This window comes from Micromonospora sp. NPDC049047, assembly GCF_040649135.1.
GTDB lineage: Bacteria > Actinomycetota > Actinomycetes > Mycobacteriales > Micromonosporaceae > Micromonospora.
Window position 1 is genome coordinate 37,879 of the sequence record NZ_JBEZEY010000022.1, and the last position, 19,121, is coordinate 56,999.

The window sequence follows — 19,121 nt, forward strand, 5'->3', positions numbered from 1 at the left end:
GGTTGCCGGCATGACCGGGTACGCCGACGACCTCGCCCTCGCCCACCTGCTCGCCGACCGAGCCGACACCATCGCCATGGCCCGGTTCCGCGCGCTCGACCTGCGGGTGGAGGCGAAGCCCGACCTGACCCCGGTCTCGGACGCGGACACCGCTGTGGAGCGGGAGATCCGCGCCCTGCTGGCCGAGCACCGGCCGACCGACGGGCTGCTCGGCGAGGAGTACGGCGCACAGGCGGCCAACGCCCCGCACGGCCGTCGGTGGATCGTCGACCCGATCGACGGCACCAAGAACTTCGTCCGGGGGGTGCCGGTCTGGGCCAGCCTGATCGCGCTCTACGACGGTGACCGGCCGGCGGTCGGCGTGGTGTCCGCACCGGCGCTGGGCCGACGCTGGTGGGCCAGCGCGGGCGCAGGGGCGTACGCCGGCCCCGGACCCGCCGACGGCGAGCGGATCGGGGTGTCCGCGGTGCACGAGGTCGCGGCTGCCAGCTTCTGCTACTCGTCGCTCGACGGGTGGGAGCGTGCCGGGCGGCTGGACGCGATGCTCGACCTGATGCGGGCCACCTGGCGCAGTCGCGCGTACGGCGACTTCTACGGCTACATGCTGCTGGCCGAGGGCGCACTCGAGGTGATGGTCGAACCGGAGCTGTCCCTGTGGGACGTGGCGGCGCTGGTGCCGATCATCACCGAGGCGGGTGGCACTGTCACGGATCTGTGGGGTCGACCGGCTCCGGCCGGCGCGCCGGGCACCGACAGCAGCGTGGTGGCCACCAACGGTGCGCTGCACGCCGACATCCTCCGCCGGCTCGATCGACCAGCCGAGCGCTGACCCCCGCCAACCTCTATCCTCGCCAGGTGGTCTCCTCCGGTTGGTGTTTTCTCGCGGCGATGATCGTCGCGTACGGCTTCGCCAACCTCCTGCAGTCGGTGGCCGCGGCCCGCACCACGGTCCACCACACCTTCGACCCGGGGCTGCTGTTGCGGCTCGCCGGGCACCGGACGTACCTGGTCGGCCTGGGCTGCCAGATCGGCGGATTCGTGCTCGCCTTCCTGGCCCGCCGGGACCTGCCGCTGTTCCTGGTGCAGGCGAGCGTCGCGGCCGGGCTCGGGGTGACCGCCATCCTCGGCGTGCTGGTGCTGAAGTGGCGGCTGCCGGTGGCGGAGGTGGTGCTGCTGGCCCTGCTCTTCGCCGGGATCACCGGGCTGGTGCTGTCCGCCCGGCCGGCCCCGTCGAAGCAGCTCGGCACCGCCGGCTCGATCGCCCTGCTGGTGGCGCTCGGCGTCATCGCGGTGCTCGGTGTCTTCGCCGTCCGACTGCGCGGGGCACCCGGCTCGGTGGCTCTCGGCTCGCTGGCCGGGTTGGCGTTCAGCTCGGCGGCGGTCGCCGCCCGGCCCCTGGCGTCCGTCGGGTCCGCCGAGGCGTTCCTCTCCCACCCGCTGTTCTACCTGCTGATCGCCCACTCGATCGTCGGTCAACTGCTGCTGGGGTTGGCCATGCAGCGCGGTTCGACGACCGCCGCGGTCGCCGCGATGGACGCCGCCGGCGCGGTGCCGGCCGCGGTCGTCGGCCTGCTGCTGCTGAACGACAAGATCTGGCCGGGCCGGGAGTGGCTGGCCGCGGCCGGTTTCCTGGTCACCCTGGCCGCGGTGATCGGGCTGACCCGGTACGCCGAGCCGCAGCAGCAACGCGCGCTGGCCCGCCGGCGCGACCAGGCGATGGTCGTCGTCGGCCGGCCCGGCTGACGAACCGCACGGTGACCCACGGGGCATGGTGGTGGGGCCGTCGCCGTGCCCGGCGACTGCCTTCCGCCGTCGCGCACCCGTGGCCGGGTCAGGCCTCGACCGGCTTGCGGCGGCTCACCACCCGCTCGTAGAGCCGCTCCAGTGCGCCGGCGGTGCGCTCCCAGGTGTAGCTGCTGCGCACCCGGTCCACCGCGGCGTGCCCGTAGGCGAACCGGCCGGCGTTGTCGGCGAGCAGCCGCCGCAGCGAGACGCCGAGCGCCCGCACGTCGCCGGGCGGCACCAGGCGTCCGGTGACCTCGTCGACAACCGCGTCCGCCAGGCCGCCCATCGCGTAACCGATCACCGGCACCCCGCAGGCCATCGCCTCCAGCGAGACCCGGCCGGCGGAGGAGTAGTGCGGCGTGCAGGCGACCACGTCCGCCGAGCGGTACCAGGTGGCCATCTGATCGTGCGGCACCGCTCCGACGAGCCGTACCTGGTCGACGACGCCGACCTGCTCAGCCAGCTCGCGCAGTCGTCGCGCCTCGGTGTGGTTGGCCAACTGGTCGGCCGGCGGCCCACCGGCGATGACCAGCTCGGCGTCGCCGACGAGTCGCATCGCCCGGATCAGGTCCTCCTGGCCGTGCCCGGGGTCCAGCGAGCCGACCGAGAGGATGCGGGCCCGCTGTTCGCGCGGCGCCGCCTCGCCGTCGGGTTGGAACTGCTCGATGTCCACCCCGGCCGGCACCAGCGCCACCGAGCTGCGTTGCAGGCCCATCCGGGTCAGCTCGTCCACCTCGTCGTTCGACTGGGCGACGGCGATGTCGACCGCCCGGGTCAGGGCGCGTTCCAGGGTGATCCGCTCCCCCGGCCCGGCGTAGTGGCCGCCCAGGTGGCGTGCCTGCTCGACGCCGAGCGAGTGGAACGTCTGCACCACCGGGATGTCGGTCTCCCGCACGGCGTGCGCGGCGGCCAGGCCACCGACCCAGTAGTGCCCGTGCACCACCTCGGGCCGCCAGGCGCCGGACCACGCGTCGGCCAGCCAGCGGCCGAACTCCGTCACGTACGGGATGAGCTCTGCGGTGGACAGCGGGGTGGGTGGGCCGGCTGGCACCTGGTACACCTGGTAGCCGTCGACGTCGACCGTCGCCAGCAGGCCGGGGTCGTCCCGGCGCTCGTAGAGCCGTACGTCGTGGCCTCGCTCCGCCAACTCGGCGGCGACCCGGGCGATGTGCTGCCGGGTGCCAACGGGTGGACCGTCGGCGTGGCGGTACGAGCTGGCGTGCGCGCAGACGAGGCCAACGCGCATGGGTCACCTCCCTGCGATCTTTCCTCGGCGGTGGTCCTCCCGTTCAGAGCGTCCCATTAACCTCGGGAGCGGGAGTCGAAACCTGGCAGATCGGGAACAGTGCCCGCGAGTGCCACCGATGCTTGCGCCACGGCAACCACATCGACCACCCGGACCGCCCCTTCTAAAGATCGACAATCGGTGTCTGGCATGACCTGGCCTGGGCGGGGGTACCGCTCAGAAATGCCACTGACCCGCAGCCTCGACGATTCGACCGTGGTGATCACTGGTGCGTCCAGCGGGATCGGTACTGCCACCGCGTACGCGCTGGCCCGCCGTGGCACTGCCGTCGTGCTGGCCGCCCGCAGCGAGGCGGCCCTCCGCCAGGTCGCGCTGCGCTGCCTGGAGCTGGGCGGCCGGGCGCTCGTCGTGCCGACCGACGTGACCGATCCGGAGTCGGTGCGACGGCTCGCCGATCGGGCCGCCGCCGAGTTCGGCCGGATCGACGCCTGGGTGAACAACGCCGGAGTGAGCGCTGTGGGTCTGTTCGACGAGATTCCGGTCGCCGAGTTCCGTCGGGTGCTCGAGGTCAACCTGCTCGGCGCGGTGTACGGCATCAAGGCCGCTCTGCCGCACCTCAGCGCGGCCGGTGGCGGCGTGCTCGTCAACAACGCCTCGGTGCTGGCCGAGGTGGCCATGCCGTACCAGTCGGCGTACAACGCCACGAAGCACGGCATCCGTGGGTTGGCCGACACGGTCCGGCAGGAGCTTCGGGTCACCGGTCGCGGCCAGATCTCCGTCTGCACAGTGCTGCCGGCCACCATCGACACCCCGTTCTTCCGGCACGCGGCCAACCACAGCGGGCGGGAACTGATGCCACCGCCCCCGATATACCCGCCGGAGGTGGTCGCCGAGACCATCGTGCGGGTGCTGCGCCGGCCCCGCCGCGAGGCGTACGCCGGCGGCGCGGCCCGCCTGATCGGCCTGCAGTGGCGGCTGGCGCCCGCACTCGTGGAGCGCACCCTCGGCTGGTACGCCCACCGCGCACAGTTCGGTCCGGGAGCGCGGGCGGACAGCAGCGGCAACGTCTTCGACGCCGACGGCCAGGCCCACCGGGACGGCGGCTGGCACGGTCGGCGGCGCCAGTTGGTGCGGATGACCGCCGCGTTCGGTCTCGCCGCCGCCGGCACCGCCGTCGGCACCCTGGCGGCGATCAACCGCCGATCCCGGTTGGCGCCTTGATGACCGGCGTCGAGCGCCCGAATGCGCGAACCGTCGCCGGCGCGCACAATGGGGCGATCATGCCGAGCTGTCTGGTGGAGGTCGACGATTCGTCGGCGGTGGTCCGGCTGACCGGGACGCTCGACGCCGCCGGAGTCGAGGCGGTCCGCGACGCGCTGCTTGCCTGTCTCTGGGACCGACCGGGTCCGGTGGTGGCGGACGTGACCGGACTGCGGATGGTGGACCCGGCCGGGCGGGCCGTCTTCGCCGAGGTCCGTCGCGAGGTCGCCGACTGGCCCGCTGTGGATCTGCTGCTCTGTGACCCGACCGTCGACCGGCCCGAGGGGGTGGACGTCGGGGCACCGACCCGTCCGGTCCTGGTGGCAGGCGTACCGGCCTGGCCGACGGTGGACGACGCGTTGGCTTCGGTCGCGGTGACGCCGCCGGGGGCGGTGCTCAGCGCCGAACTGGCCCCGGCGGTGGGAGCCGCCCGGCAGGCCCGTGAGCTGGTCACCATCGGCTGCCGACGGTGGGGCATGCCGACGCTTGTCGACCCGGCCACCATCGCGATCACCGAAATGGTGAACAACGTGGTGGCGCACGCGCGGACCCCGATGACGGTCCGGCTGGCCGCCCGGGACGACACCCTGCACCTGGCGGTTCGCGACTACTCCGCGCGCCACCCCACGTTCGCCGGGCTGTCCCCGCCGAACCGGGTCGGCGGCCGGGGCCTGCTGTTGATCGACACGGTGGCCCGCCGGTGGGGCAGCAGTGCCCTACCGGACGGCAAGGTCGTGTGGTGCGTGCTGTCCCCGGACGACGAGGTCGCGCACCTCAGCTGATGCGGCGTTTCGCCTCCGCTGCCGCTTTCGACCACCGCACAGCCTGCGCTGCTCCGGTTACGGCGGGAGGGCAGCGGGTAGTGATCAGACATGCGCGACAACGAGTACCCGACCCCCGTGTCCGACACCGAGGCGCAAGGTCTGCCCGACACCGCAGATGACGACTCGACCGCCAACGACGACGTGCTCACCGGGCGCGAGGCGGACGGCCCGGACCCGGCCCAACTCCCCGGCGACCGGACGCCGGTGGCGGTGGACCGGTTCGGCACGACCGCCGAGGAGCAGCTGGACGGCGAGTCGCTCGACTACAAGCTCGACCGCGAGGTCTACGAGCGCCCGGCGGACGACCCGTTGGCCGGCACGATCGACCCGAAGATCGCCTTCGAGGCGGACAACCTGGAAGCCGCGGCGGAGGCACAGCTGGACGCCGACGTGATGGATCCCGGGCCCACCTCGGATCCGAACTCGCCGGTCTCCCTCTACGACCACGGTCAGCTCGGCACTGTCGCCGACGCCACAGTGGGTCGGCTGGTCGAGCCGGACGAGGGGGCGCACACCGACCAGGAGACCGACTCGGTGGCGTACGACGCGGGTTCGGCCGGCGGCGGGGCGACCGCCGAGGAGTTGGCCATCCACGAGACGGAGCCGCCGCGCTCGGTCTGACCCGCCTCAGTCGTCCAGGCCGCGTTCGATGGCGTACCGGGTCAGCTCGACGCGGTTGTGCAGTTGCAGTTTGCCCAGGGTGTTCTGGACGTGGTTCTGCACCGTGCGGTGCGACAGTCCGAGTCGCTGCGCGATCTGCTTGTACGACATCCCCTTCGCCACCAGCCGCAACACCTCGGTCTCCCGGTCGGTGAGCCGGGGCGTCGCCGGTTCCGCGCCGCCGGCCGGGTCGGGGCCCGGCCCCGACCCGGCGGCCAGCCGGCGGAACTCGCCGAGGACGAGCCCGGCGAGGCCGGGGGTGAAGACCGCGTTGCCGGCCGCGGTCCGGCGGACCGCGTCGAGGAACTCCGCGGGCGCTGTCGACTTCACCAGGTAGCCGGTCGCTCCCGCCTTTACCGCGTCCAGCACGCTCTGCTGTTCGCCGCTGGCGCTGAGCATCAGCACCCGCACGTCGGGCAGTGCCGCGCGCAGCCCCAGGATCACCTCGACGCCGGAGATGTCCGGCAGTTGCAGGTCGAGTACGACGACGTCGGGCCGGGCGGCGGCGGCCACCCGGATGGCCTGTCGCCCCTCGCCGCTTGTCGCCACCACCAGGAATCCGGCCTCGGTCAGGTCGCGGGCCACGCCCTCGCGCCACATCGGATGGTCGTCAACCACCATCACCCGGGTCGGGTTCATCGCCGCGCCCTCGGCACTGTCAGCTCGATCTCGGTGCCCGCGTCGGGGGCGGACGCGATCCGCACGGTCCCGCCCAGCTCGACCACCCGACCCCTGATCGACTGGGTCACCCCGAGCCGGCCCTGGGCCGCGGCCTCGGCCAGCCGGCCGTCCGGGATGCCCGGCCCCTCGTCGCGGATCGACACCGTCACCGTCTCCCCCTCGTCCTCGATCAACACCCAGGCCCGTCCACCGGCGTGCCGCCCCACGTTGTCCAGGGCCGCGCCGGTCGCCGCTGCCAACTCTGCGGCCACCCGGCGGGGCAGCGGCACCGGGGTGGCCGGCGCGGCGAGCTCCACCGCCGGTGAGGCGTACCGGCCGAGGAGGGTCCGCAGGTCAACCGCGCTGGCGTCGGGCCCGTCCAACGCCACGTCGGCGGCCGGGCCGGCGCCGGCGATCAGCGCCCGCAACGCGGCCTCCTGCTCGCCCGCCAGCCGGGCCAGCTCGCCGGCCTCACCGGGCAGGTGTGCGCCACGCCGCTGCACCAACGCCAGTACCTGGAGCACCGAGTCGTGGATGCCCCGGGCCAGTCGTTCCCGCTCCCGGGTGGCCGCCTCCAACTCCACAGCACGTTGCAGCCGCTCCTCGGCGCCCGCCGCGAGACGGGCCACGTGCCCGACCACCACCCCGGCGAGCAGCATGAGGATCACCCCGGTGAACGAGGACTGGCCGATCCGCTCCCGGGTGGTCAGGTCCGCGCCGGAGACCAGCAGCGCGGCGATCATGCCCCGCCGCCGGCCGCCGGAGACGGCCCAGGCCAGCACCGGGCCGGCCATCCAGGCGACCCCCATTGTGGGTACGCCGCTGGCGAGCGCCGCCCGACCGACCACCCACGGGGTGGCCAGCACCACGGCCAGCACCACTCCGAGATCGGCAAGCAGCAGCGGCCAGCGCCGCCAGGCCGGCCGGGCGTAGCCGATGGCGGTCGCCCCGGTCCAGGCCGCCATCACCAGGACCAGGGCGCCGACGGCGTACGGGTGGGCGTACCGGTCGGCGTCGCGCACCGCGAGCAGGCAGACGTACGCCAGGGATGCCAGCCTGAACACCGCCAGCGCACGCCACAGCGGCACCTCGAATCCACCTGGCGGCGACGGCATGGCCGTCACGATGCCATATGCCGCAGGTAGCACGGCGAGCAGCGAGTGCGGTTCAGGAAACCCTGACGTACGGTGGAAAAGCCGCGAACCACTCCGAGATCCGCCGCTTGGACGGGCCCATGACGAACGCCGAGCCGCACGCACCGCGTACGGTGGTGCCCATCGAACCCGCCGTCCTGATCGCCGAGGCCTTTGACCAGGCCCAGGTGACCGACATCCGCCACTCGGTCACCTCCTGCGCGCACGCCTGCGGGCTCGGCGGCCAACGCCTTGACGATTTCGTGCTCGCGATCAACGAGTTGATCACCAACGCGGTGCGGCACGGCGGCGGACGCGGCTGGCTGCGGCTCTGGTGCGAGTCGGACCTGCTTGTCTGCGAGGTCGCCGATCACGGCACCGGAATCAGTCCGCAGCGGTTGGGCGACCGCAGTCGGCCAGCCCCGGACACCGCCGGCGGCTGGGGCCTCTGGCTGGCCCGCGAGCTGACCGACGCCATGGAGGTCGTCACCAGCTCCGGCGGCACCCTGGTCCGCATCACCGCAAGCCTCAACCACGACCGCACCAAGCGCTGACCCCCCTCCCCGCCCCGCCCCTGCGGGGGATCATGGAGTCGTGGTGGGCGACAGCTCCACATCTGCCCCTTGTGTACGGCACCACAACTCCATGATCGACGGGGGTCGAGCCGGGGCTTCGGCGGGGTCAGGCGAAGAGGGCGGAGACGGATTCGCCGTTGTGGATTCGGCGCATGGCCTCGGCCAGGGCCGGGGCCACCGACAGCACCTGTAGGGCGGGAACGCGCTTCGCGGCCGGGATGGGCACCGTGTTCGTGCAGACGATCTCCAGGACGCCGTCCTGGCCGCTGAGCCGCTGCAACGCGTCGCCGGAGAAGAGCCCGTGCGTGCAGGCGAGCCGGATCGAGCGGACCTTCAGGCCGCGTAGGTGCTCCATCAACTCGATCACCGTGCTGCCCTTGGCGATCTCGTCGTCCAGCACAATGACGTCCCGGTCGGTCACCTCGCCGATCACCGCGCTGATCTTGACCAGGTCGTCGCTGAACCGCTGCTTCGCCCCGGCCGCGACCGGCGTACCGAGCAGCCGGGCGAAGGCCGCCGCCTCCTTGGCGTTACCCAGGTCGGGTGAGACCACCACTGCGTCACTCAGGTCGTAGCGCCGGAAGTGGGTGGCCAGCTCCCGCAACGCGTGCAGGTGATCCACGGGAACGCTGAAGAAGCCGTGCACCTGCGGCGAGTGCAGGGTCATCGCGAGCACCCGGTCCGCCCCGGCCGAGGTGAGCAGGTCGGCGACGAGCCGGGCGCCGATCGAGATCCGTGGCGCGTCCTTCTTGTCCGAGCGGGCGTACGCGTAGTGCGGCAGCACCACTGTGATCCGGCCGGCCGACGCGCCCCGCGCCGCGTCGATCATCAGCAGCAGCTCGACGAGGTTCTCCTGCACCGGGGGGACCAGCGGCTGGATCAGGAAGACGTCCCGCTCCCGGCAGTTCGCCTGCAACTGCACTTCCAGGCAGTCGTTGGCGAACCGGGAGACCCGCACCGGATGCAGCGGCACCCCCAGGTGGGCACAGATCTCGGCGGCCAGGTCGGGATGGGCGGTTCCACTGAAAACGGCGATGTCGCGCACGTTCGCACATCGTAGGCGAAGCCCCGGCCGACGTGACGCCTGTCGCACCACGCTGCCGCTTTGGGTACGGTGCTGCGGTGACCCCCCAGTACGTCGCCGCCATCGACCAGGGCACCACCTCCTCGCGGTGCATCGTCTTCGACTCCGCCGGGGACATCGTCGCCGTGGCCCAGCGCGAGCACCGGCAGAACTTCCCCCGACCCGGCTGGGTGGAACACGACGCCGAGGAGATCTGGGACAACGTCCAGCAGGTCGTCGTCGAGGCACTGCGGGCCGCCGGCACCGACGCGACCGGGCTGGCCGCCGTCGGGATCACCAACCAGCGGGAGACCACTGTCGTCTGGGACCGGGCGACCGGCCGCCCGGTGGCCAACGCCATCGTCTGGCAGGACACCCGCACCGGGCCGCTGCTGCGCGAGCTGGCCTCGGCGTACGGCGAGGAGCGGTTCCGGGCCCGCACCGGCCTGCCGCTGGCCACCTACTTCGCCGGCCCGAAGCTGCGCTGGCTGCTCGACGAGGTCGACGGCCTGCGCGAGCGCGCGGAGCGCGGCGAGGTGCTCTTCGGGACCATGGACAGCTGGCTGATCTGGAAGCTGACCGGCGAGCACGTCACCGACGTGACAAACGCCAGCCGGACCATGCTGATGGACCTCACCACCCTGGACTGGGCCCCGGAGCTACTGGACGCGCTGGGCGTCCCGGCGGCGATGCTGCCGGAGATCCGCTGCTCCGCCGAGGTGTACGGCACGGCCGGTGGGGTGCTCGCCGGGGTGCCGGTGGCCAGTGCGCTCGGCGACCAGCAGGCCGCCCTGTTCGGGCAGACCTGCTTCCAGCCGGGCGAGGCGAAGTGCACCTACGGCACCGGCAGTTTCCTGCTGCTCAACACCGGCGCCACAGCTGTCCCGTCGACGCACGGCCTGCTCACCACCGTCGCGTACCGGATCAAGGGCCAACCTCCGGCGTACGCCCTGGAGGGCGCGATAGCGGTCACCGGCTCGCTGGTGCAGTGGCTGCGGGACAACCTCGGGTTGATCTCCACGGCCGCCGAGGTGGAGGACCTGGCGCGCACCGTTGACGACAACGGCGGCTGTTACGTGGTGCCGGCGTTCTCCGGGCTGTTCGCCCCGCACTGGCGCAGCGATGCGCGGGGCGTCATCGCCGGCCTGACCGGCTACATCACCAAGGGGCACCTGGCCCGGGCGGTGCTGGAGGCGTCGGCGTGGCAGACCCGCGAGGTGGTCGACGCGATGGACGCCGACTCCGACGTGGCGCTGCGCCGACTCCGGGTGGACGGTGGGATGACCGCCAACGGGCTGCTCATGCAGTTCCTCGCGGACGTCCTCGACGTGCCGGTGGTGCGTTCCCGGATCACCGAGACCACCTGCCTGGGTGCCGCGTACGCGGCCGGTCTGGCGGTCGGCTTCTGGCCGGACCTGGCCACCCTGCGGGCGCAGTGGCGCTCCGACGCGCAGTGGGAGCCGGCGATGGCCCCGCAGGTGCGCGAGCGGGAGCTGCGTCAGTGGCGCAAGGCCGTGCAACGCACCCTCGACTGGATGGAGTGAGCCGTGCCGGAGTTGGTCCTGACGATCACGGCGGGCCTCGGCCTGGCCGGGATGGCGTACGCGGTCGTCCGGTTCTGGCGCGACCTCGGCCTGCTGCGCCGGGGCGTACGCACGCCGGGCGAGGTGGTGGAACTACGTCCGATCAACAGGGGCAACGGTGCCCGCACCTACTACCCCATCGTGCGGTACCGAACGGCCGACGGTGCCACGGTGACCACCACACCGGGGCGCTGGCGGCAGACTCCCCTGTCGGCTGCCCCCGGGCCGGTCACCGTCGTGTACGAACCCGACCGCCCGCGCCGGATCCTCGTCGAGTCACCGATTATCAAGGGTAGGTCCTCGGTGCTCGTCCCGTTCGTCTCGTTGCTGATCGTCAGCGTCGTCGTGCTGGTCACTGGCATCGTGGCCGTTGAGCGGCTGACCTGAACCGTTCTTCCACAGTGGCCTGTCACCCATCGTGCTGACGGGAGCTGGCCTGCCACGGGTCAGCGGACGCCGCGCAGCCGCTGCACGCCGATCCGCGCGAAGACGACGGCGAGCGCCACCATCGCCGCCAACAGGGCCGAGCCCACCATCAGCGGGGCGATGAGCCAGGCCATCAGGCTGACCGTGGCCTGCTTCCCGTTGGCCCAGCCGTCGACCCGCTCGCCGACCCGCAGCGAGCCGCCGCCCACCCCGCCGGTGACCACACGCCCGTCGGGCGTGGTCCAGGTGCCCCGGCAGCGTTGGGTCCCCTTGGGCCCGCCGCGGTCGCAGGACTCGACCTGGATGCTCACCCGCTCGGCACCGATCAGATTCCTGCCGATGTCGACCGGCATCACCAGGACCGCCAGGAGCATGAGGATCGGGATCAGAATCCGTTGCCAGCGCGGCCGGCGGGCCATCCGGGTGACGTAGTCCTCGGGTGGCGGCGAGATGGTCCGCCTGGTTGCCATGGGTCGCAGGCTAACAGTTGGTGAGCAAACCGATTGCCCCGTGATCCGCTGGGCGACGGGTCACGTCCAGCGGTTGCCGGTGAGCTTCTCGTAGACCTCGACGTAGCGGGCGCGGGTCGCCTCGACGACCTCGGCCGGCACGTCCGGCGCGGGAGGCAGCTTGTTCCAGCCGGCACCGGTGGCCCAGTCCCGCACGTACTGCTTGTCGTAGGAGAACTGCACCCGACCCGGCTGGTACGACTCGGCCGGCCAGAACCGCGACGAGTCGGAGGTGAGCAGCTCGTCGGCGAGGATCAGGGTGCCGTCCGGCGCCCAGCCCAACTCGATCTTGGTGTCGGCGATCAGGATGCCCCGGTCGGCGGCCAACTCCGCGCCGCGCCGGTAGACGTCGATGGTGATCTGCCGCAGCCGCTCCGCGGTCTCCGCGCCCACCTTGTCCACCACGTCGGCGTACGTGATCGGCTCGTCGTGCTCACCCGCCGGCGCCTTGCTCGACGGCGTGAAGATCGGCTCGGGCAGGATCGACGCCTCGCCGAGCCCTCGGGGCAGCGGCACGCCGGAGACTGCCCCGGTCCGCTCGTACTCTCGCAGGCCGCCGCCGGTGAGGTAGCCGCGGGCGACGCACTCGACCGGGAGCATCTCCAGGCGCTGGCAGCGGATCGCCCGCCCGGCGAACTCGGCGGGCACGTCGGTGGCCGAGATGACATGGTTCGGCACCAGGTCGGCGAGCTGCTCGAACCACCACAACGAGAGTGCGGTGAGCAGGCGACCCTTGTCCGGGATCGGCGTCGGCAGCGCCACGTCGTAGATCGAGATCCGGTCCGAGGCGACCAGGATGAGGTCGTCGCCGTCGGCGTACACGTCCCGAACCTTGCCCGAGTGCAGAAGTTCCACGCGCCCTAGTACACCACGCGACGTCGGAAGGCCTGATTCGACCACCCGCGCCCGGGGGGTGACCGGACGGACGTTGACACCTTCGTGTGCTTGCTGCGTGAATGATCGCACCGCGCCCCCGCAGGTCCAGGAGACCCCCGTGCCCGTTGCTCCACCCCCGATCGACCGCCTCAGCGCCGACCCGGGCCGGCGCCGACTGCTCACCGCGCTGCTCGGCGCACCCCTGCTCGTGTCCGGCGGGCTGGCCGGATGCAGCGACGGCGCCGCCACGTCCACCCAGGACGGCCCGGTCGAGCTGTCGGTCTTCTGGTGGGGGAACACCAGGCGTGCCGAGCGCACCGAGAAGGTGCTGCGGCTCTACTCGGAGCGCAACCCCCGGGTGACCTTCCGGGTCACCTGGCAGGGCACCGACGGCTACTACGACCGACTGGCCACCCAGGCGGCCGGTGGGAACGTACCGGACCTGATCCAGATCGACGACACGATGCTCACCGAGTACACGCAACGCCAGATCATCCTCGACCTCACCGACCGGGTCAGCGACAACCGCCTCGATCTGCGGGGCCTGCCGGAGGGTCTGATCCGCTCCGGCACGGTGGAGGGGCGGACGATGGCGGTGGCCAGCGGGCAGACCCACGCCGCAGTGGTCTTCAACCGGGAGCTGCTGCGCGAGCTGCGAGTGCCCGAGCCGCGGGGCGGCATGACCTGGGCCGACTACATCTCCTGGGCGGAACAGGTAACCGCGGCCGGCGACGGTCAGGTGGCCGGCACCATGGACGCGTCAGGTGACCAGCGGGCGCTGTGGCTGTGGCTGCGGTCGCAGGGTGGCGAGTTCTACCGGGGCAACCAGCTCGGTTTCGGCGCGGACGAGTTGGTCGCCTGGTTCGAGCTGTGGCAGCGCGCCCGCAAGGCGCGGGCCACCCCGGGTGCCGCGCTCGTCGAGCAGACCGACGGCCGGGAGCTGACCCGGCAACCTGTGGTGACCGGATTGACCGCCGCCTCCTTCGCCTTGTCGCACCAGCTACCGGAGTTGCAACGGCTGACCCGGGCCGAGTTGGGCGTGGTCGGCTTTCCGGGGCCGCCCGCCGCGCAGTGGGCACGCGCCTCGATGTCCTGGGCCGCGTTCCGGGGCACCCGCCACCCGGACATCGTCACCGACCTGATCAACTTCTTGACCACGAACGGCGAGGCCGGCACCGTCCTCGGCCACGAACGTGGCCTGAACGCCAGCCTCGCCGTCCGCCGCTACACCGAGGGCAGCATCACCGACCCGACCGAGAAGCGCGCCGCCGCGCTCGATGCCACCCTCGCCGACCAACTCGGACCGGCGCCGGCACCACCGCCGAAGGGGAACGTCAAGGTGCGTACGCTGCTTGTCGCCGCCGCGGAGAGCGTCCGCGTCAAGCGGGCCGGCACCCGGGCGGCCACCACGCGTTTCCTCTCCCAGGCCAACGCCGCACTGGCGGCCTGACCGACCGGCGGCCGGGCCAACGCCCCGCCGCCGTCGGCCAACCGACCGGCGCGGGCCACCGGGTCAGCGCGGCGGGCCGCCGCGCCGGTTGCGGGTCAGGCGCAGCACCAGGAACACGATGACGGCCACCACCACCAGGCAGCAGAGCAGGCTGAGGACGCCGAAGCCGCCGCCGCCACGTCGCCGCCGCGCGGCCTCCACCACCACCTCGCCGGTGCCCGTGGACGCCCAGGCCGCGACAGGCACGAAGACCGCCAGTACGGCCGCACCGAGGACCGCGCTGAGCCGGCCCCACCACTTACCGAAGGAAGACATGTGCCCATCCTCGCCGAAGGACGCAACCTCGGCACGTCGGTCGCGCCGAACCACGGGCCGGGGCCCACCAGCTAACGGGAAAGGCCCGTCTCCAGAAGACTCTGGGACGGGCCTTTGCCTGTGTAGTAGCGGGGACAGGATTTGAACCTGCGACCTCTGGGTTATGAGCCCAGCGAGCTACCGAGCTGCTCCACCCCGCGTCGACTGGTTAACCTTAACCCATCCCGTTTGGCGATGATCAGTGGGGTCGGTGCCGACGCCAACGAGCAGACAAACCGTCGACCCTCCGAACAGCGACCGACATCGGGAAAGCTTCCGAGCAACGGCCACCCTGGGGAAAGTCGAAAGCCCGCCTCCGGCGAACCGGAAACGGGCTTTCGATGTTTCTCGTAGCGGGGACAGGATTTGAACCTGCGACCTCTGGGTTATGAGCCCAGCGAGCTACCGAGCTGCTCCACCCCGCGTCGGCTCGATAACCGTAGCGCACGACCCCCGGGCCCCGCAAAACGACATCCGAATCCGCCAGCTCGCGGTGCCGCACGGACCCGTCACGCCAGAGCCCCCGCCGCCGGAACCGGGACGGTCCGACGACGGGGGCTGCGTGAGGTACGCCAGGCGAGTGCGGTCAGCCACCCGCGCTCGGGCTGCCACTCGCCGACGGTGCGGCGCTGCCGCTTGGCGTTCCGGCGGCCTGCTGTGCCTGCTGGAACGCGGTGAGTGCCTCGTCGAGCGCCTTGAGCGCACGGCCGTACCGCTCGAAGTCACCAGAGGTCTGCGCGGCCCGGACCTCGGTGATCGCGGTCTGCACCCGGTCGGCGGCATCGGCCAGGTCTCCGCTCGGCGGCGGTGGCGTCGGGGTGGCGCTCCCGCTCGGCGTCGGCGTGGGGCTCCCGCTGGGGGTCGGCGTCGTCGGGTTGCCCCCGGTGCTCGGCGGCGGCGACGTGCCCTGCCCGGCCTTCTTCCCCTGCTCGACCAACTGCTTGATGCCGTCGTTGATGTTGTCGGCCAGCGCCACGAAGGAGCCACCGTCACCGTAGGAGAGCAGCACCTTCTGCAACAGCGGGTACGCGTCCTGCTGGTTGCTCTTCACGTAGACCGGCTCGACGTAGAGCATGCCGTCGGCGAAGGGCAACGACAGCAGGTTGCCGTACTGCACCTGCGCCTGGTTGCTGGAGAGCAGGTTGAGCTGCTGACGGATGTTCGCGTTGTTCGTCATCTGCTGGTGCACCTGCACCGGGCCCGAGATCCGGGTCTGGTCCGGCAACTCCAGCACCTCCAGCCGAGGCTTCCCGTCGACGTACGACCCGGAGATCAGCGCGGCGAGGTTCTGCCGGCCGTTCGGGGTGACCGCGGAGGTGAGCTGGAACCGCGGGCCCTCCTGGCCCGGGAACTGCGTGAACAGGTAGTACGGGGGCTGCTTCTGGCCGCTGTCCGGCGCGTCCGGCACGTTGGGCACCTGCCAGAAGTCCTGTGCGGAGTAGAAGTCACCCGGGTTCGTCACGTGGAACTTGGTGAGCAGGTTGCGCTGCACCTTGAACATGTCCGCCGGGTAGCGCAGGTGCTCGGTCAGCTCGACCGGGATGTCCGTCTTCGGCTTGATCAGGTCGCCGCCGAACGCCTTGTTCCAGGCCTTGAGCACCGGGTCGCTGTCGTCGTACTCGTAGAGCGTCACGGTCCCGTCGTACGCGTCGACGGTGGCCTTCACCGAGTTCCGCATGTAGTTGACGTTCTCCCGGGCCAGCTGGAAGGTGCCCCGGTTGGTCAACTCGTCGGTGGTCTCGGTCTGCAGGTTGACCCGCTCGGCGTACGGGTAGGTCGCCGCCGTGGTGTAGCCGTCGACGATCCACTGCACCCGACCGCCGACAACCGCCGGGTACGGGTCACCGTCGAGGGTGAGGAACGGCGCGACCTTCTCCACCCGGTCCCGCGGGTTACGCACGTACAGCAGCCGGGAGTCCTTGTTCACCGCCTCGGAGAGCAGGAAGTTCGACTCCTGCTCCTTGATCGCGTACAGCAGCCGCCGGGTGAACGAGCCGATCTTGACGCCACCCTCGCCGGTGTAGGTGTAGGACTCGCCGCCACCCTCACCGACCGGCCTGTCGAACTCGGCCTTCTTGTTCGGGTCGGACTGGCCGACGATCGCGTAGTCGTCGGCCGCCATCCGCTCGCCGTAGTAGATGCGCGGCTGCGTGGCCGGGATCTGCTCGGTCTGCGAGGAGCACGCCTCCTGGGTCTTCTCCCCGAGGAAGCCGGAGACGAAGAACGGCTGCCCGCCGCACACCACCTGGTTCGCCGGGGCGGCCACCAGGCCGTACCCGTGCGTGTAGACGGTGTGCCGGTTGATCCAGGTGTTCTGCTGGTCGGTCAGCTCACCGTAGTTGATCTCCCGGACGCCGACGACGTAGTCGGAGGTCTTGCCGTTCACCCCGTACCTGTCGATGTCCAGCTTGGGGCCGAAGTCGTAGAAGCCACGCACCTGCTGGAGCTGGGTGTACGTCTCACTTACCAACTGTGGGTCGAGCAGCCGCACGTTCGACACCACAGAGGTGTCGGTGGCCAGGTTCGCCGGTGGGGTGAGGTTGTTCGCCGCATACGGGGTCGTCTCGGTGGCTGCCAGCCCGAACGCCGCCCGTGTCGCGTCGATGCTGCGTTGGATGTACGGCGCTTCCTTGTCCTTGGCGCTCGGCTTGACCTCGAAGGTCTGCACCGCCCAGGGGTAGATGCCGCCGATGGCCACCGCGGACACACCGAGCAGTGCCAGCGAGATCCCCGGCCAGACCAGGTTCCGCATCCAGGCGTTGGAGAACACGATGATCGCGATCGCCACCACGATCGAGATGTACGCCAGGATCTCCTTCGCCGGCAGCAGCGCGTTGACGTCGGCGTAGCCGGCGCCGTACAACTTGGCGCCCTCGTTGTACTCAAGCAACATCGCCCGCCGGTCCAGCACGTACGCGACGGCCTTCAACAGCACGAAGACCGCGACCAGGCTGCTCAGGTGCGCGCGGGCCGCGTTGCTCATCCGGTCCCCGACGCCCTGCAGACGGACCCCGCCGAAGAGGTAGTGCACCGCCAGCGCGCCGATCACAGCCAGCACCACAGCGGTGAAGGCGACCCCGAGCAGGTAACGCCAGAAGGGCAGTTGAAAGACGTAGAAGCCGATGTCCACGCCGAACTCCGGGTCCTTGACCCCGAAGTCACCGCCGTTGCGGAAGAGCAGCCACTGGCTCCACCGGTTCTGCGCGGAGAGGCCGGCGAAGAGGCCGACCACCGCGGCGGTCAGCGCGATCCAGGTGCCCAGCCGCGGGCTGAGCACCATCCGGTAGCGCTCCAGGGTCGCCTGCTCCACCGAGTGCGGACGCAGCCGCGGGCGCAGCCGGTAGGCCAGCCACAGGTTGCCACCGACGATCAGCGCCATGCCGAGACCGACAGCCAGGAAGAGCACCAGCCGGGTGAGCAGGACACCGGTGAAGACCTCGGTGTAACGGACCTCGTCGAACCAGAGCCAGTCCGTCCACGCCTGGACACCCCAGCCGAGCAGGGTGAAGAGCACGAACACCCCGACCAGGACAGCGATGGTGACGCGCCCGCGCCGGCTCATCCTCGGCAGGGGGCTGCTACTACGCATGACCACTGTTGGCTCCGCACGCTCGATGTGATCGGCTCCGACCAGGCACCCAGAGTACGGGGTGTTCCTGAGCGTGTCGGGGCACGGTCACACCGGTCAACAACGGGTCGGCTGACCCCCTGCGCGCAACGTCTCCAGAGCGGTCATCGCGTCGTCCAGAGAGCCCACCCGCAACAGCGGCAGATCGGGCTGCGGATTGCGGACCGCCTCGGCGCAGTTGTCCGCCGGCACCAGAAACACCTTGGCACCGGCGCGCTTCGCGCCGACCAGCTTCTGGGCGATCCCGCCGATCGGGCCGACGGTGCCCTCGTCGTCGATGGTGCCGGTGCCGGCGATGATCTGGCCGCCGGTGAGATCGGCCGGAGTCAGCTTGTCGACGATCCCCAGGGCGAACATCAGACCGGCGCTCGGCCCGCCGATGTCCCCCAGGTCGATGCCGAGGGTGAACGGGTGCGGCTGCTGCTGATCGATCTCCACACCGATCCGCGGCCGGCCATCCTGCTCACGACTGGTGACCGTCGCGGTGGCCGGCGCGCCATCGCGGGTGTAGGCGATCGTCAACGCCGTGCCCGCCGGCTTGGCCCGGATCAGTTCGGTGACCTTCGCGGCCACCGGCACCGGCTGACCGTCGACGGAAGTGATCACGTCGCCGGCCTTCAGCGCCCCGGCCGCCGGGCCGTCCCCGGCCACCGTCTTGATCACCACCTGCACCGGAAAACCCAGCTCCCGCAGCGCGGCGGTCTCCGCGCTGGTCTGCGACGCCTTGAAGTCCTCCGCGTTGCGCTGCTCGACCTGCTCGGTCGACTCCCCCGGCGGGTAGACAAGCTCGCGCGGCACCACCGCCTCGTCGTCGGAGAACCAACCCGCGATCGCGCCCCGCAACCGCACCGTGGGCTGCACTCCCACAGTGGTCAGCCGCAGCTGGCCGGCCGAGGTCGAGGTTTCCCGCCCGGAGACCTGGATGACCTCCTTACCGTCGGCCGTGCCGAGGGTGTTGACCGTCGGGCCGGGGCCGAGCACCACGTACGGGATCGGCACCCGCAGCACCCCGATGCTCAGCAGGGCGGTGAACAGGGCACCGAGCAGGACCGTCAGGCCACGACGTCTCATGCCGCAGAGCGTACCGAC

The 19,121-nt window shown here is 71.4% G+C and carries 18 protein-coding genes and 2 tRNA genes; 9 read left to right on the forward strand and 11 right to left on the reverse strand.

Features of this window, described 5'->3' with window-relative positions:
- Window positions 1-10: 10 nt before the first annotated feature.
- Window positions 11-829 (forward strand): histidinol-phosphatase, encoded by an 819-nt coding sequence (gene hisN, locus AB0B86_RS26915; protein ID WP_357420069.1) that lies wholly within the window; start codon window positions 11-13, stop codon window positions 827-829.
- Window positions 830-888: 59 nt separating this feature from the next.
- The gene (locus AB0B86_RS26920; protein WP_357420070.1) at window positions 889-1,743 is read left to right on the forward strand and encodes a hypothetical protein; all 855 of its coding nucleotides are present in this window, start codon (window positions 889-891) and stop codon (window positions 1,741-1,743) included.
- An 88-nt stretch (window positions 1,744-1,831) separates the two neighbouring features.
- Here AB0B86_RS26920 and AB0B86_RS26925 read toward each other — a convergent pair whose 3' ends face one another.
- Window positions 1,832-3,031, reverse strand: a complete 1,200-nt coding sequence (locus AB0B86_RS26925; RefSeq protein WP_357420071.1) for a glycosyltransferase — start codon at window positions 3,029-3,031, stop codon at window positions 1,832-1,834.
- A 222-nt stretch (window positions 3,032-3,253) separates the two neighbouring features.
- Between AB0B86_RS26925 and AB0B86_RS26930 the strand changes: the two genes are divergently transcribed.
- From AB0B86_RS26930 to AB0B86_RS26940, 3 genes are all read left to right on the forward strand, one after another.
- On the forward strand, window positions 3,254-4,252 hold the full coding sequence (locus AB0B86_RS26930; protein ID WP_357420072.1) for an SDR family oxidoreductase: 999 nt from the start codon (window positions 3,254-3,256) through the stop codon (window positions 4,250-4,252).
- Between the two features lie 59 nt (window positions 4,253-4,311).
- Entirely contained in the window at window positions 4,312-5,073 is a 762-nt protein-coding gene (locus tag AB0B86_RS26935) for an ATP-binding protein (RefSeq protein WP_357420073.1), read from the forward strand.
- Between the two features lie 90 nt (window positions 5,074-5,163).
- Entirely contained in the window at window positions 5,164-5,736 is a 573-nt protein-coding gene (locus tag AB0B86_RS26940) for a DUF5709 domain-containing protein (RefSeq protein WP_099848385.1), read from the forward strand.
- A 6-nt stretch (window positions 5,737-5,742) separates the two neighbouring features.
- Here the strand turns inward: AB0B86_RS26940 and AB0B86_RS26945 are convergent, their stop codons facing one another.
- Together AB0B86_RS26945 and AB0B86_RS26950 are read right to left on the reverse strand one after the other, a co-directional pair.
- A complete protein-coding gene (locus AB0B86_RS26945; protein ID WP_357403238.1) occupies window positions 5,743-6,414 on the reverse strand; it encodes a response regulator transcription factor in 672 nt (223 codons plus the stop codon).
- Window positions 6,411-7,550 (reverse strand): DUF5931 domain-containing protein, encoded by a 1,140-nt coding sequence (locus AB0B86_RS26950; protein ID WP_357403236.1) that lies wholly within the window; start codon window positions 7,548-7,550, stop codon window positions 6,411-6,413. Before AB0B86_RS26950 ends, AB0B86_RS26945 begins: the two co-directional genes overlap by 4 nt.
- A 119-nt stretch (window positions 7,551-7,669) precedes the next feature.
- Here AB0B86_RS26950 and AB0B86_RS26955 point away from each other — a divergent pair, with 119 nt between their 5' ends.
- Window positions 7,670-8,122, forward strand: coding sequence for an ATP-binding protein (locus AB0B86_RS26955; protein WP_357403234.1), 453 nt, complete (start codon window positions 7,670-7,672; stop codon window positions 8,120-8,122).
- A 127-nt stretch (window positions 8,123-8,249) separates the two neighbouring features.
- Here the strand turns inward: AB0B86_RS26955 and AB0B86_RS26960 are convergent, their stop codons facing one another.
- Complete coding sequence (locus tag AB0B86_RS26960) at window positions 8,250-9,188, reverse strand: ribose-phosphate pyrophosphokinase (RefSeq protein WP_357403232.1); 939 nt, start codon at window positions 9,186-9,188, stop codon at window positions 8,250-8,252.
- Window positions 9,189-9,265: 77 nt separating this feature from the next.
- Between AB0B86_RS26960 and glpK the strand changes: the two genes are divergently transcribed.
- Both glpK and AB0B86_RS26970 read left to right on the forward strand, forming a co-directional pair.
- Window positions 9,266-10,750 carry a glycerol kinase GlpK gene (glpK, locus tag AB0B86_RS26965; RefSeq protein ID WP_357403230.1) on the forward strand — a complete coding sequence of 495 codons (1,485 nt, stop codon included), beginning with the start codon at window positions 9,266-9,268 and terminating at the stop codon, window positions 10,748-10,750.
- 3 nt (window positions 10,751-10,753) lie between these two features.
- Window positions 10,754-11,176: a DUF3592 domain-containing protein gene (locus tag AB0B86_RS26970; protein ID WP_357403228.1), complete on the forward strand. Its 423-nt coding sequence runs from the start codon at window positions 10,754-10,756 to the stop codon at window positions 11,174-11,176.
- 59 nt (window positions 11,177-11,235) lie between these two features.
- On the opposite strand, the gene AB0B86_RS26975 is transcribed toward AB0B86_RS26970, so the two are convergent.
- Together AB0B86_RS26975 and AB0B86_RS26980 are read right to left on the reverse strand one after the other, a co-directional pair.
- Complete coding sequence (locus tag AB0B86_RS26975; RefSeq protein ID WP_357403226.1) at window positions 11,236-11,685, reverse strand: hypothetical protein; 450 nt, start codon at window positions 11,683-11,685, stop codon at window positions 11,236-11,238.
- A 60-nt stretch (window positions 11,686-11,745) separates the two neighbouring features.
- A complete protein-coding gene (locus AB0B86_RS26980; protein ID WP_357403224.1) occupies window positions 11,746-12,579 on the reverse strand; it encodes a phosphoribosylaminoimidazolesuccinocarboxamide synthase in 834 nt (277 codons plus the stop codon).
- Between the two features lie 139 nt (window positions 12,580-12,718).
- Between AB0B86_RS26980 and AB0B86_RS26985 the strand changes: the two genes are divergently transcribed.
- Window positions 12,719-14,050, forward strand: coding sequence for an extracellular solute-binding protein (locus AB0B86_RS26985; protein ID WP_357420074.1), 1,332 nt, complete (start codon window positions 12,719-12,721; stop codon window positions 14,048-14,050).
- A gap of 63 nt (window positions 14,051-14,113) precedes the next feature.
- Here AB0B86_RS26985 and AB0B86_RS26990 read toward each other — a convergent pair whose 3' ends face one another.
- From AB0B86_RS26990 to AB0B86_RS27010, 5 genes are all read right to left on the reverse strand, one after another.
- The gene (locus tag AB0B86_RS26990) at window positions 14,114-14,365 is read right to left on the reverse strand and encodes a hypothetical protein (RefSeq protein ID WP_357403220.1); all 252 of its coding nucleotides are present in this window, start codon (window positions 14,363-14,365) and stop codon (window positions 14,114-14,116) included.
- Window positions 14,366-14,491: 126 nt separating this feature from the next.
- A tRNA-Met gene (locus AB0B86_RS26995) sits at window positions 14,492-14,565 on the reverse strand.
- Between the two features lie 190 nt (window positions 14,566-14,755).
- Window positions 14,756-14,829 (reverse strand) — tRNA-Met (locus AB0B86_RS27000).
- A 161-nt stretch (window positions 14,830-14,990) separates the two neighbouring features.
- The gene (locus AB0B86_RS27005; protein WP_357420075.1) at window positions 14,991-17,993 is read right to left on the reverse strand and encodes a UPF0182 family protein; all 3,003 of its coding nucleotides are present in this window, start codon (window positions 17,991-17,993) and stop codon (window positions 14,991-14,993) included.
- Between the two features lie 96 nt (window positions 17,994-18,089).
- Window positions 18,090-19,103 carry a PDZ domain-containing protein gene (locus AB0B86_RS27010; RefSeq protein ID WP_357403216.1) on the reverse strand — a complete coding sequence of 338 codons (1,014 nt, stop codon included), beginning with the start codon at window positions 19,101-19,103 and terminating at the stop codon, window positions 18,090-18,092.
- Window positions 19,104-19,121 lie beyond the last annotated feature (18 nt).